The sequence below is a fragment of the Isoptericola sp. S6320L genome, assembly GCF_023015685.1.
Lineage (GTDB): Bacteria > Actinomycetota > Actinomycetes > Actinomycetales > Cellulomonadaceae > Isoptericola > Isoptericola halotolerans_A.
Genome location: NZ_JALKAT010000055.1, coordinates 1 through 11,909, shown reverse-complemented (window position 1 = coordinate 11,909; position 11,909 = coordinate 1). Strand labels below are relative to the sequence as shown.

13 protein-coding genes, 3 tRNA genes and 1 riboswitch are annotated in these 11,909 nt (G+C 71.7%); of the genes, 13 read left to right on the top strand and 3 right to left on the bottom strand.

Going from position 1 to position 11,909, the window contains the following annotated elements; translation table 11 throughout:
- Nucleotides 1-319 precede the first annotated feature (319 nt).
- The 5 genes from MWU57_RS17600 (at nucleotide 320) to MWU57_RS17580 (ending at nucleotide 4,060) form a co-directional block, all read left to right on the top strand.
- Nucleotides 320-1,687 (top strand): FAD-dependent oxidoreductase, encoded by a 1,368-nt coding sequence (locus MWU57_RS17600; RefSeq protein WP_106267382.1) that lies wholly within the window; start codon nucleotides 320-322, stop codon nucleotides 1,685-1,687.
- Nucleotides 1,688-1,770: 83 nt separating this feature from the next.
- Nucleotides 1,771-1,926 (top strand): hypothetical protein, encoded by a 156-nt coding sequence (locus tag MWU57_RS17595; RefSeq protein ID WP_246910992.1) that lies wholly within the window; start codon nucleotides 1,771-1,773, stop codon nucleotides 1,924-1,926.
- A 22-nt stretch (nucleotides 1,927-1,948) separates the two neighbouring features.
- On the top strand, nucleotides 1,949-2,176 hold the full coding sequence (locus MWU57_RS17590) for a hypothetical protein (RefSeq protein ID WP_246910990.1): 228 nt from the start codon (nucleotides 1,949-1,951) through the stop codon (nucleotides 2,174-2,176).
- A gap of 79 nt (nucleotides 2,177-2,255) precedes the next feature.
- Nucleotides 2,256-3,149: a zinc metalloprotease HtpX gene (gene htpX / locus MWU57_RS17585; RefSeq protein ID WP_106267376.1), complete on the top strand. Its 894-nt coding sequence runs from the start codon at nucleotides 2,256-2,258 to the stop codon at nucleotides 3,147-3,149.
- A gap of 50 nt (nucleotides 3,150-3,199) precedes the next feature.
- On the top strand, nucleotides 3,200-4,060 hold the full coding sequence (locus tag MWU57_RS17580; protein ID WP_246910988.1) for a potassium channel family protein: 861 nt from the start codon (nucleotides 3,200-3,202) through the stop codon (nucleotides 4,058-4,060).
- Between the two features lies 1 nt (nucleotide 4,061).
- On the opposite strand, the gene MWU57_RS17575 is transcribed toward MWU57_RS17580, so the two are convergent.
- The 3 genes from MWU57_RS17575 to rarD form a co-directional block, all read right to left on the bottom strand.
- Nucleotides 4,062-4,955, bottom strand: coding sequence for an HAD family hydrolase (locus tag MWU57_RS17575; protein ID WP_246910987.1), 894 nt, complete (start codon nucleotides 4,953-4,955; stop codon nucleotides 4,062-4,064).
- 7 nt (nucleotides 4,956-4,962) lie between these two features.
- Nucleotides 4,963-5,457, bottom strand: coding sequence for a YajQ family cyclic di-GMP-binding protein (locus MWU57_RS17570; protein ID WP_106267371.1), 495 nt, complete (start codon nucleotides 5,455-5,457; stop codon nucleotides 4,963-4,965).
- A 63-nt stretch (nucleotides 5,458-5,520) separates the two neighbouring features.
- Nucleotides 5,521-6,468, bottom strand: coding sequence for an EamA family transporter RarD (rarD, locus tag MWU57_RS17565; protein WP_246910985.1), 948 nt, complete (start codon nucleotides 6,466-6,468; stop codon nucleotides 5,521-5,523).
- Between the two features lie 106 nt (nucleotides 6,469-6,574).
- Between rarD and MWU57_RS17560 the strand changes: the two genes are divergently transcribed.
- From MWU57_RS17560 to thiC, 8 genes are all read left to right on the top strand, one after another.
- Nucleotides 6,575-6,656 (top strand) — tRNA-Tyr (locus tag MWU57_RS17560).
- 117 nt (nucleotides 6,657-6,773) lie between these two features.
- Nucleotides 6,774-6,846: transfer RNA gene (locus tag MWU57_RS17555), tRNA-Thr, on the top strand.
- A 65-nt stretch (nucleotides 6,847-6,911) separates the two neighbouring features.
- A tRNA-Met gene (locus tag MWU57_RS17550) sits at nucleotides 6,912-6,988 on the top strand.
- Nucleotides 6,989-7,082: 94 nt separating this feature from the next.
- Complete coding sequence (gene rpmG / locus MWU57_RS17545) at nucleotides 7,083-7,253, top strand: 50S ribosomal protein L33 (RefSeq protein ID WP_106267369.1); 171 nt, start codon at nucleotides 7,083-7,085, stop codon at nucleotides 7,251-7,253.
- A gap of 30 nt (nucleotides 7,254-7,283) precedes the next feature.
- Entirely contained in the window at nucleotides 7,284-7,760 is a 477-nt protein-coding gene (locus tag MWU57_RS17540) for a MaoC family dehydratase N-terminal domain-containing protein (RefSeq protein ID WP_246910984.1), read from the top strand.
- Nucleotides 7,760-8,191, top strand: coding sequence for a MaoC family dehydratase (locus MWU57_RS17535; RefSeq protein WP_246910981.1), 432 nt, complete (start codon nucleotides 7,760-7,762; stop codon nucleotides 8,189-8,191). Before MWU57_RS17540 ends, MWU57_RS17535 begins: the two co-directional genes overlap by 1 nt.
- Nucleotides 8,192-8,316: 125 nt before the next feature.
- A complete protein-coding gene (locus MWU57_RS17530; protein WP_246910979.1) occupies nucleotides 8,317-9,777 on the top strand; it encodes a Tat pathway signal sequence domain protein in 1,461 nt (486 codons plus the stop codon).
- 52 nt (nucleotides 9,778-9,829) lie between these two features.
- Nucleotides 9,830-9,935, top strand: a riboswitch (TPP riboswitch).
- On the top strand, nucleotides 9,931-11,697 hold the full coding sequence (gene thiC / locus MWU57_RS17525; RefSeq protein WP_246910977.1) for a phosphomethylpyrimidine synthase ThiC: 1,767 nt from the start codon (nucleotides 9,931-9,933) through the stop codon (nucleotides 11,695-11,697). (Overlaps the previous riboswitch by 5 nt.)
- Nucleotides 11,698-11,909: the final 212 nt, after the last annotated feature.

Genomic DNA, 11,909 nt, shown 5'->3' with positions numbered 1-11,909 from the left:
CGCAGGGTATCCGCGGCTGACGTCGTTCAGCTCGGTCGGCCCGGTGGGTCGGCTTCTCGAGGGGTGGTCCGGTGCGTCCGGGCCACCCCTCTGCGTCTGTGCCGAGGGAGGCGGGGCGGGGTGACGCTCCGCTGACACTGCGTGACCATCTGCTGCTCGCTATGTGAGATGACCTGTTCATCTCTCGGGACAGATGTGAGAACCTGGGCGTCGAGCCAGCATCCTGGGTGCCAGAGTGAGGTAACCCTCACCAACAAGCCCGGTGAGCCTCGTAGAATCGACACCCACGCAAGCCCCGATCCGGAAGGCGTACCTCGCAGTGAGCAGCTCCCGTCCTCTGCGCGTCGCAATCGTCGGTGCAGGTCCCGCGGGCATCTACGCCGCGGACATCCTGTCCAAGACCGACCTCGACGTCAGCATCGACCTCTTCGAGCGTCTGCCCGCCCCGTTCGGTCTCGTGCGCTACGGCGTCGCCCCTGACCACCCGCGCATCAAGGGCATCATCGGCGCCCTGCACAAGGTGCTGAGCAAGGGTGACGTGCGCCTGCTCGCGAACGTCAACTACGGCGTCGACCTCAAGCTCGAGGACCTGCGCCAGTACTACGACGCGGTGATCTTCTCGACCGGTGCCATCCGGGACGCCGACCTGACGATCCCCGGCATCGACCTCGACGGCTCCTACGGCGCCGCGGACTTCGTGTCCTGGTTCGACGGGCACCCCGACGTGCCGCGCACCTGGCCGCTGGAGGCCCAGGAGGTCGCCGTCCTCGGCGCCGGCAACGTCGCCCTCGACGTCGCGCGGATCCTCGCCAAGCACCCGAAGGACCTCATGTCCACGGAGATCCCGGCCAACGTGCAGGCCGGTCTCGAGGCGTCCCCGGTCACCGACGTGCACGTGTTCGCCCGCCGCGGCCCGGCCCAGGTGAAGTTCTCCCCGCTGGAGCTGCGCGAGCTCGGGCACGTGCCCGACGTCGACATCGTCGTCTACCCGGAGGACTACGACTTCGACGAGGGCTCGATGGCCGCCATCGAGGCGACCAACCAGACCAAGCAGGTCGTCAAGACCCTCACGGACTGGACCCTCGTCGACCCGTCGCAGCAGACGGCGTCACGGCGCATCCACCTGCACTTCCTGCAGGCCCCGGCCGAGGTGCTCGGCGAGGACGGCAAGGTCGTCGGTCTGCGCACCGAGCGCACCGCCCTCCAGGGTGACGGCACGGTCAAGGGCACCGGCGAGTTTCACGACTGGCCGGTCCAGGCGGTCTACCGGGCGGTGGGCTACTTCGGTTCGCCGCTGCCGGAGATCCCGTTCGACGACCTCAAGGGCGTCATCTCCAACCGGGAGGGCCGCGTCGTCGACCTCGACGGCGAGCACCTTCCCGGGGTGTACGCCACCGGCTGGATCAAGCGTGGGCCGGTGGGCCTCATCGGGCACACCAAGTCCGACGCGTCCGAGACGGTGCGCCACCTCGTGGAGGACGTCGCCGACGACGGCCGGACGGCCCCGCACGGCGAGCCGCAGCAGATCCTCGACTTCCTCGCCGAGCGCGGCGTCGACGTCGTCACCTGGGACGAGTTCTCCCTGCTCGACGCGCACGAGCTGTCGCTCGGCGAGCCGCACGGGCGCGAGCGCATCAAGGTCGTCCCGCGCGAGGAGATGATCGACATCGCGAAGGGCCGCGCCTGACCGCTCTGCTGCCCTCGGTCGAGCTGCACATCGAGGTCCTCGGACGCGAAGACGTCGTGGACTGAGGTCCGCACGGGCTCGTGGTGCGTGAGGAACCGGGCGACCCCGACGACCGGACGCACTTCCCCCACGTCTATGGCGGCGACCTGCCGCTGGACGTCATCACGAAGGTGATCCCGGTGACGGTCACCGACGGGGTCCTCGGGGGATGGGCGCTGTCCAGGGGCCCCGGAGACTGAGCCCAGGGTCGACCGAGACGGCATGACGCCGTTCACGGTCGACGCGACCGTGCAGGACGGGTTCGACGTCTGGTGGGCCGTCGGGCGACCTGACGAGTTCCCCGTGCCTCCGGATGACGGGATCGGTGCGCTCGGGTGGGGTGGTCTGGTGATCGCGATGGCGGCGGTCGTGTGGGGGATCTCCTCCGTCCTGCACGGCTTCCGGCGGTTCGGCTCGGGAAGGCGGGCGGTGGTCCGCACGCCCGCGTGACCCGAACCCGCTGCGCGGCACGGGAACCGGCGACGTAGCCTGCGCGTTGCACTGGTGTCGTCACGGAAGGAGAACAGCGGTGGGTCGTCAGCACTTCAACGGGCTCAAGACGGTGCTCCTCTTCGGAGTCCTGTGGGCGGTTCTCCTGGGCCTGTGGGCGGTGTTCTTCCGCGGCAGTCAGGGCATGCTGTTCCTGTTCACGGCGCTGGGCCTCATCGGCACGTTCGTCGGCTACTGGAACTCGGACAAGATCGCCATCAAGGCGATGCACGCCTACCCGGTCACGGAGCTCGAAGCGCCGGAGATGTACCGGATCGTGCGTGAGCTCTCCACCGTGGCGCGGCAGCCCATGCCCCGGCTGTACATCTCGCCCACCCAGGCGCCCAACGCGTTCGCCACCGGCCGCAACCCCAAGAACGCCGCCGTGTGCTGCACGGAGGGCATCCTGCGGATCCTGGACGAGCGGGAGCTGCGCGGCGTCCTGGGCCACGAGCTGATGCACGTCTACAACCGCGACATCCTCACGTCGTCCGTGGCCTCGGCCCTGGCGGGCGTCATCACGTCGCTCGCGCAGTTCCTGCTGATCTTCGGCGGCGGCGACCGGCGCGAGGGCGGCAACCCGCTGGCCGCGCTCGCGCTCGCGATCCTTGCCCCGTTCGCCGCGATGCTCATCCAGATGGCGATCTCCCGGACGCGGGAGTACGACGCCGACGAGGACGGGGCGAAGCTCACGGGCGACCCGCTGGCCCTCGCCTCCGCGTTGCGCAAGCTCGAGCAGGGCACGGCCGCGGCGCCGCTGCCGCAGACGCGCGACCTCGAGAACGTCTCGCACCTGATGCTCGCCAACCCGTTCCGCGGCGGCGGCCTGGCCAAGATGTTCGCCACCCACCCGCCGATGGCGGAGCGCATCGCCCGCCTCGAGAAGATGTCCGGCGGCACCGGGTTCGGACCCGGCGGCATCACCCGGTACTGAGCTCGGAGGTCAGGCCGACCGTGGTCCGGGCTTCGTTACCCTGAGGCGCGATGACCGACCACACCTCGCCACCGTCCCGTGCCCTGCCGCCGCACCTCGCCGAGGATCCCCGCGTCGCCGACTGGGAACGCCGCCTGGAGTGGCCGCTGATCGCGGTCGCGGGCGTCTTCCTCGTCGCGTACGCCGTCCCTATCGTGTGGCCGCAGGCATCCGCCACGGTGCAGTCGGTGTGCTCGGCCGTGGTCTTCGGATCCTGGCTCGTGTTCGTCGTCGACTACCTCGCCCGGCTGCTGCTGTCTCAGCAGCGCTGGCGGTTCGTGCGGGGGAACCTGCTCGACCTCGCCGTGGTCGCGGTGCCGCTGCTGCGGCCCCTGCGGCTGCTGCTCCTGGTCAAGGCGATCAAGCGGCTCAACCGCGCCGGCGCCACGGCGATGCGCGGGCGCGTCGTCCTCTACGCCGTGGCCGGGTCGGCGCTCCTGGTGCTCGCCGGGGCGCTGGCCGTCACCGACGCCGAGCGTGGCGCCGCCGAAGGCACCATCGAGAACGTCGGGGACGGGTTCTGGTGGGCGCTGGTGACGATGGCGACCGTCGGGTACGGCGACACGTACCCGGTGACGATCACCGGGCGGTTCGTGGCGGTCGGCATGATGCTGGGCGGCATCGCCGTGCTCGGGGTGGTGACGGCGACGCTGTCGTCCTGGCTGGTGCAGAACGTCGAGGAGCGCAGCGAGGAGCAGCGCGCCGAGCGCCGGGACGGCACGGACGACCTGTGGGCCCGCCGCGGCGACGTCGAGAGCCTCGTCGCCGAGGTCCGCGCCCTGCGCGAGGAGGTCTCGCGGTTGCGGTCCGACGACGGCTCTGGCGTCGGCGCCGCGAGCGGCGCGGCGCGGGGGCACCACCCGCCCGGCTGACTCAGCCCCGCGCCAGCAACGCCTCGAGCGCCTCGGCGACGCCGTCCTGGGCGTGGTGCCCGACGACGACGTCCGCCTCCGCGAGCACGTCCGGGTGGGCGTTGGCGACGGCGTGGCCCCGGCCGGCCCACCGCAGCATCGGCAGGTCGTTCGGCATGTCGCCGAAGGCCCAGACATCGGCGGCCGCCACACCGCGGCGGGCGCACCACCGGGCCAGAGCGGCGTCCTTCGTGACGTGCGGCGCGAGCAGCTCGGCCAGGCCCGCGGCGCCCGAGAAGGCCAGGTGCGCACGGTCCCCGACGGCAGAGCGCACCGCGTCGAAGAAGGCCTCCTGGGCGTCGTCCGGGGCCGAGCCGCCGTGCTGCACGTCGCCGGGGCGGGTCGAGCCCGCCGCCCGCGGTCGCACGGCGAGCAGCTTGCCGACCGGGGTGCCCAGCGCGGCCGGGGTGCCGCCGTCGGGCAGCGTCTCCTCGACCGGGACGGCGCGGACCGTCGCCGGCAGGCCCTCCTCGTCGCGCGGGAACCACGGGTCGAACGCCGGGCCCTCGGTCCGCTCGAACGCCAGGGCCACGTCCGGCACCGCTGCGCGCAGGTCGGCGACCAACCCGCGGAGGTCCTGGTCGGCGAAGCCGTCCACCTCGAGCGCTGCGCCCGTGGCGAGGTCCCACACGGCGGCGCCACCGAGGCAGACCACGCGACCGTGACCGCCCACGCAGTGGGCCAGGCCGGGCAGCCAGCGCGGCGGTCGGGCGGTGACGAACACGATCTCGACCCCGGCCTCCTCGACGGCGCTCAGCGTCGCGCGGGTGCGCTCGGAGACGGACCCGTCGGGCCCGAGCAGCGTGCCGTCCAGGTCGGTCGCCACCAGCCGGGGGAGGGGGAGGGGCGTCGTCACCGGGCGGTCACCGGTAGTTGACGAACTGCAGCGCCACGTCGAGGTCCGCACCCTTGAGCAGGGCGATGACGGCCTGCAGGTCGTCGCGCTTCTTGGAGCTGACGCGTACCTCGTCGCCGGTGATCTGGGTCTTGACGCCCTTGGGCCCCTCGTCGCGGATCAGCTTGGTGATCTTCTTGGCGTCCTCGCTGCTCAGCCCCTCCTTGAGGGTGGCCGGCAGGCGGTACTCCTTGCCGGAGGGCTGCGGCTCACCCTCGCCGGTGTCGATCGCCTTGAGGGAGACGCCGCGCCGGATGAGCTTGGTCTGGAAGACGTCCAGGACGGCGTTGACCCGGTCGGCGGAGTTGGCGACCAGCACGATCGCGTCACCGCTCCACGAGATCGAGGCACCGACGCCGCGGAAGTCGTAGCGCTGGTTGATCTCCTTGGCGGCCTGGTTCAGGGCGTTGTCGACCTCCTGGCGGTCGACCTTGGAGACGATGTCGAACGACGAGTCGGCCATGGCGTTGCTCCTTGCTGTGTCGGGTGTGTGACAACCGTAGTCGGCGCGCTGGCCGTACCGGGCTCAGCCCGGCCGCGCGGCCCCCGTGGCGACCGCGGCGGCGGCCAGCCGGGTGGCCCGTGCCGAGCGGGTGCCGTCGACCGTGAGGACGACGAGCGCGACCCAGACGAGGGCGAACCCCGCCCATCGGGACGGCGACATGTGCTCACCGAACAGGAGCAGGCCCACGAGGAACTGCAGGGTCGGCGTGAGGTACTGGAGCAGCCCCAGCACGGACAGCGGCAGCCGGCGTGCGGCGGCCCCGAAGAGCAGCAGCGGCACCCCGGTGACGATGCCGGCACTGACCAGGAGCAGCGCGTGGCCGACGCCCTCCTGGCCGAAGGTGGAGACGCCCGTGACGGTGAGCCAGGCGAGGTAGCCCAGGGCGAACGGCGTGGCCACCGCGGTCTCCACCGCGAGGCTCGGCAGCGCGCCGACGGTGCGCCCGACGCGGTTCTTCGTCAACGAGTAGCTGCCGAACGAGAACGCCAGCACCAGCGAGATCCACGGCAGCCCGCCGACCCCGGTGGAGATGACCACGACCGCGGCGGCGCCGAACCCGAGCGCGACCCACTGCGCCGGGCGCAGCCGCTCGCGGAGCACCAGCACACCGAGCAGGACGGTGACCAGCGGGTTGATGTAGTAGCCCAGCGCGGCGTCCAGGACGTGCTCGCTGAGGACCGCGTAGACGTACGTCACCCAGTTGGTGACGATGAGGACGGCCGCCACCGTGAGCACGCCGAGGGTGCGCGGGCTGCGGAACACCGCGGTGAAGGTCCGCAACGACCGGGTGACGCTCAGCAGCAGCACGCAGAACACGAGCGACCACACGATCCGGTGCGCGATGATCTCCACGGCGCCCGCCGGCTCGAGGAGCGGGAAGTACAGGGGCATGGCGCCCCAGAGGAGGAACGCCCCGAGCCCCAGCGGGAGGCCCCAACGGGCCGCGGGAGGGGCGGCGGTGGTGGTCACCAGCGCAGGATATGCCGTGGGGTGACCAGTGCCACCGCGGACGGATTTCCGCAGCGGCCGACGGGCCGCTATGGTTGTCTCCGCAAGGTCGTCCGCGGCCTTGCTCGGCAGGTTGCCCGAGCGGCCAAAGGGAGCTGACTGTAAATCAGCCGTCATCGACTTCGGGGGTTCGAATCCCTCACCTGCCACCGCACGGAGCGGTCCTCATCTCGGTGAGGCTGCTCCGGCACCCGGGGAGGGTGCAGGTGCGGCCACGCGAGCTGGATTTCGTCCGGACCGCCCAGGCCGTGTAATGTTCTCTCCGCGCCCCGATAGCTCAGTCGGTAGAGCATCTCCATGGTAAGGAGAAGGTCAAGGGTTCGATTCCCTTTCGGGGCTCTGTGACACGACGCGGGTCCGCCTCCCGAGACAACGGGTGGACGGTCCCGCGCTGAGTCACGCGCGGCGGGGTAGCTCAGCTGGTCAGAGCGCACGACTCATAATCGTGAGGTCGCGGGTTCGAGCCCCGCCCTCGCTACCAACCACACGGCAACACACGGTTCGACGGCCGGCGTCGGACCACCCAGATCCTTGACGCACGTTGCGCCTTCCGGGGGCGCGAGAGGTGACACACCATGGCTTCCAAGAGCGCGGACGTCCGCCCGAAGATCACGCTCGCCTGCGTGGACTGCAAGGAGCGGAACTACATCACCAAGAAGAACCGCCGCAACAACCCGGACCGCCTCGAGATGGCGAAGTTCTGCCCGCGTTGCGGCAAGCACACCGCTCACCGCGAGACCCGCTGACGCGGTCTCGTCGCGAGACTCCACACCGACGTGGCGAACACCCAGCCCGACACCGCCTTCGCAGGCCGTGAGTACCCGGCCACCGAGCCGTACCAGGTAGGGCGCGAGAAGATCCGCGAGTTCGCCGCCGCCGTCGGCGCCCAGCACCCCGCGCACCACGACACCGTGGCGGCGCGGGGTCTCGGCTATCCGGACCTCGTCGCGCCGCCCACGTTCGCGGTGGTGATCGCCCAGCGTGCTGAGTCCCAGTACGTCGCCGACCCCGCGGCCGGGATCGACTTCTCGCGCGTGGTGCACGCGGACGAGAAGTTCGAGCACCACCGCCCCATCGTCGTCGGCGACGAGCTGGTGACGATCCTGCACGTCGACTCCGTGACGCAGCGGGCCAGCATCTCCATGGTCACCACGCGGTGCGAGATCTTCGCCGCCGGGGCCGACGGCGCCGCTCCGGGCGAGCACGTCGCCACGGTGACCTCCAGCCTGGTCGTCCGCGGGGAGGACTCCTGATGTCCGAGCAGGGACCCGAGCTGGCCTCGCTCGCGGTCGGCGACGTCGTCGCCTCTCGCGCCATCGAGCTCGGCCGGTCCACGTTGGTCCGCTACGCGGGTGCCAGCGGCGACTTCAACCCGATCCACTGGGACGAGGGGTTCGCGACCGAGGTCGGGCTCCCGGGCGTGATCGCTCACGGCATGTGCACGATGGGCTCCGTGATCGGCGTCGTCACCGACTGGGTCGGCGACCCGGGCGCGATCGTCCGGTACGGCACACGCTTCACCAAGCCCGTGCCGGTGCCGGCCCGCGGCACCGCCGTCGTCGACGTCGTCGCGACGGTCGGCGCGGTCGACCCCGACGCCGGCACGGTCCGCGTCGACCTCACGGTCACCCACGAGGACGTCAAGGTTCTCGGCCGGGCGCAGGCCGTCGTCCGCCTGGCCTGAGCCCTCCTGCGAGAGCAGCCCCTCCGGGATTTCCGGGTGGCACCTCTTCACGCCGACGGGTGACACGAGTAACCTTTGAGTGCTGCCCCCAACGGTGGGGGTGCGGACCATCGAAGGAGATGCTCATGTCCAGATCGTCACGCGTCCCACCCGGCCCGACCGCCGCGGTCGTCCCCGCCCCGCCCGCGGCGATCTCCCGCCGCGGCGTGCTCGTCGCGGGTGCCGCCGGAGCGTTCACGATCGCCACCGGTGCCGAGGCGTGGGCCGCCGGGCACACCGGCCGGGGTGGCCCGCCGTGGCCCGGCCACGGCGGCGGGCACGGCGGGTCCGTCCGGCGGGCCCACGAGTTCCTCGGCGTGATGACCGACGCCTATCCGGAGGTCAACACCGGGCCCCGGCTGGCTCAGTCCTACGCCGACCAGCTCGGCCTGTTCTCGACCGCCTTCGTCTACGACGTCGCCCTGACGATCTGTGCCTCGCTCGCCGGTGGCCACGTCGAGCGTGCCGCCGTCCTGGCCGACGGCCTCGTCTTCGCCCAGGAGCACGACCCGGCCTACGACGACGGCCGCCTGCGCCAGGGGTACAACGCCGGCCCGTACACGTTCTACGACGGCTCGGAGCAGGCCTACGGACTCGAGCTGCCCGACGGCACCGCGAACATCGGCTGGCAGTTCGGGTTCCTCGGGACCGCGGTCGGCGACATGGCGTGGCCCGGGATCGCGCTGCTGCACGCCTACGACGTGACGGGGGAGCGCCGCTACCGGGACGCCGCCGTGCGGATCGGCGAGTGGATCCTCGACAACACCTGGTCCGAGCGCACGCTCGGTGGCTTCTCCTTCGGCGTCGACGCCGCGAACGCCCCGGTGCCCAACGGTTCGACCGAGCACAACGTCGACTGCGTGGCGTTCTTCCGCCAGCTCGACGCCCTCGTGGGTGGACGGCGGTGGCGCCGGGCGGAGCGGCACGCGCGCGAGTTCGTCGACCGCATGTGGGACCGGCGCGGCGGGTACTTCTACACCGGGACGAACGACGGCGAGGAGATCAATCCCGACCCGCTGCCCCTGGACCCGGCGACCTGGAGCTGGCTCGCGCTGCGGGCGAACCGGTACGGCCGGGCCGTCGACTGGGCGGCCGCGGACCTCGCCGCCCGCGACGTCGCGGGCACCGGGAACTCGCAGCTGCCCGAGGAAACCGCCATCTCCGGCGTGACGTTCTCGAGCGCGAGCCTCACGACGACGGCCTCGTACGAGGGCATCCCGGCGCACCAGGACGCCGTCTGGCTGGAGGGCACGGCGCAGCTCGCCTGCGCGCTGACCGATCGCGGGCGCGGGCGACGCGACGCCGGACGCGCCGAGGACCTGCTGGCCGAGGTCCGCCGGACGCAGGACCTGCTCGGCGGCGGCCAGACGGTGGGCGGCGCCCCGCTGCCGGCACGCTCCGGCGTCGTGGCCGCCTCGAGCCTCGTCGACACCGGGTTCGGGTTCGGCTACTTCCAGGTGCAGCACACGGGAGCCACGTCCTGGTACCTCATGGCAGCCGCCGGGGCGAACCCGCTGCAGGTCGGAGGCCTGCGCCGGGGCAGGTGACCGGCGGGCAGGGTGCCTGAGCAGGGCGGCGGTGCGTCGTGCTACGTTGCGGGTGATCCCACGGGAGCCTCACGCAGGGGCTGAGATCGGGCTGACGCGGCCCGGACCGTCGAACCTGACCGGGTCATGCCGGCGTAGGAAGATGGAGTACACATGTCGCACGACGCACCGTCGCGCGCGCTCGCCTTCGAGCGCGACATCGAGACCGGGATCGTCGTCCCGGTCACCGAGATCACCCTGGCCGACGCCCCCGACGGGTCGGCCAACCCACCGGTGCGGATCTACCGCACCGACGGCCCGGGCGGCGACCCCACGCAGGGGATCCCGGGCCTGCGCACGGCGTGGATCGCCGAGCGGGAGGACACCGAGGAGTACGAGGGACGCGAGCGCGACCTGGCCGACGACGGCCGGGGAGCCCGCCGGCGGGGCGCCGCGTCCGCCGAGTGGCAGGGCGAGCGGCGCACCCCGCGTCGTTCGTTGCCGGGCCGCACGATCACCCAGATGCACTACGCCCGCCGCGGCGAGATCACCCCGGAGATGCGGTTCGTCGCCATCCGGGAGGGCGTCGACGTGGAGCTGGTGCGTTCGGAGGTCGCGGCCGGACGCGCGATCATCCCCAACAACGTGAACCACCCCGAGTCCGAGCCGATGATCATCGGGCGCGCGTTCACCGTGAAGGTCAACGCCAACATCGGCAACTCCGCGGTGCACTCCACGATCGCCGAAGAGGTGGAGAAGCTGCAGTGGGCCACGAAGTGGGGCGCGGACACGGTCATGGACCTGTCCACCGGCGACGACATCCACACCACCCGCGAGTGGCTGCTGCGCAACGCCCCGGTCCCGATCGGCACGGTGCCGATCTACCAGGCCCTCGAGAAGGTCGACGGCGACGCCTCCCGGCTCACCTGGGAGATCTACCGCGACACCGTCATCGAGCAGTGCGAGCAGGGCGTCGACTACATGACGGTGCACGCCGGCGTGCTGCTGCGTTACGTCCCGCTGACGGCGAACCGGGTGACCGGCATCGTCTCGCGCGGCGGGTCGATCATGGCCGGCTGGTGCCTCGCCCACCACCAGGAGAACTTCCTCTACACCCACTACGACGAGCTCTGCGAGATCTTCGCGCGGTACGACGTCGCGTTCTCCCTCGGGGACGGCTTGCGGCCCGGCTCGATCGCGGACGCCAACGACGCCGCCCAGTTCGCGGAGCTGGACACGCTGGCCGAGCTGACCAAGCGGGCCTGGGAGCACGACGTCCAGGTGATGGTCGAGGGCCCCGGTCACGTCCCGCTGCACCTGGTGCGCGAGAACGTCGAGCGGCAGCAGGAGCTGTGCGACGGTGCCCCGTTCTACACGCTCGGGCCGCTGGTCACGGACATCGCGCCGGGCTACGACCACATCACCTCGGCCATCGGCGCCACGGAGATCGCCCGGTACGGCACGGCGATGCTCTGCTACGTCACGCCGAAGGAGCACCTCGGCCTGCCGAACCGCGACGACGTGCGCACCGGCGTCGTGACCTACAAGATCGCGGCGCACGCGGCCGACGTCGCCAAGGGCCACCCGGGGGCCACGGAGCGGGACGACGCGCTGAGCAAGGCCCGGTTCGAGTTCCGGTGGCGCGACCAGTTCAACCTCTCGCTGGACCCGGAGCTGGCCGAGTCGTACCACGACGAGACGCTCCCGGCGGAGGCGGCCAAGACGGCGCACTTCTGCTCGATGTGCGGGCCGAAGTTCTGCTCGATGCGCATCTCGCAGGACATCCGCGACGAGTTCGGCGACGCCGGTGCGCAGCAGGACGTCGTGGCCGCCGCCGAGTCGGAGATGGTGGCGGGCATGGCCGCCAAGTCGGCGGAGTTCCGCGCCGCCGGGGGAGAGGTCTACCTCCCGACCCCGACGATGCCCGCCCCACCGAGGTAGTGCCCCGCCCGCCGAGCTAGTAGCGCTCGCTCCGAGGTAGTGGGTCGTCCGCCGAGGTAGTAGCGCGCGCCGCGAGGTAGTGCTCCGCCCGCCGAGGTAGTAGCGCTCATAGCGAGATAGTGCCCGACGGCGTGAGGTAGCGCCGGGCGGGAACGTCGAAGCCGGGTGTCGGGTCCCGTGCACGGTCGTCAGTCCCGAAGTGGAGGGCGCCC

Coding starts and splice junctions, on each gene's coding strand:
- MWU57_RS17590 (WP_246910990.1), top strand. CDS start 1,949: ATGACGCCGTTCACGGTCGACGCGACCGTGCAGGACGGGTTCGACGTC.
- MWU57_RS17580 (WP_246910988.1), top strand. CDS start 3,200: ATGACCGACCACACCTCGCCACCGTCCCGTGCCCTGCCGCCGCACCTC.
- MWU57_RS17570 (WP_106267371.1), bottom strand. CDS start 5,457: ATGGCCGACTCGTCGTTCGACATCGTCTCCAAGGTCGACCGCCAGGAG.
- rpmG (WP_106267369.1), top strand. CDS start 7,083: ATGGCTTCCAAGAGCGCGGACGTCCGCCCGAAGATCACGCTCGCCTGC.
- MWU57_RS17535 (WP_246910981.1), top strand. CDS start 7,760: ATGTCCGAGCAGGGACCCGAGCTGGCCTCGCTCGCGGTCGGCGACGTC.
- MWU57_RS17530 (WP_246910979.1), top strand. CDS start 8,317: ATGTCCAGATCGTCACGCGTCCCACCCGGCCCGACCGCCGCGGTCGTC.
- thiC (WP_246910977.1), top strand. CDS start 9,931: ATGTCGCACGACGCACCGTCGCGCGCGCTCGCCTTCGAGCGCGACATC.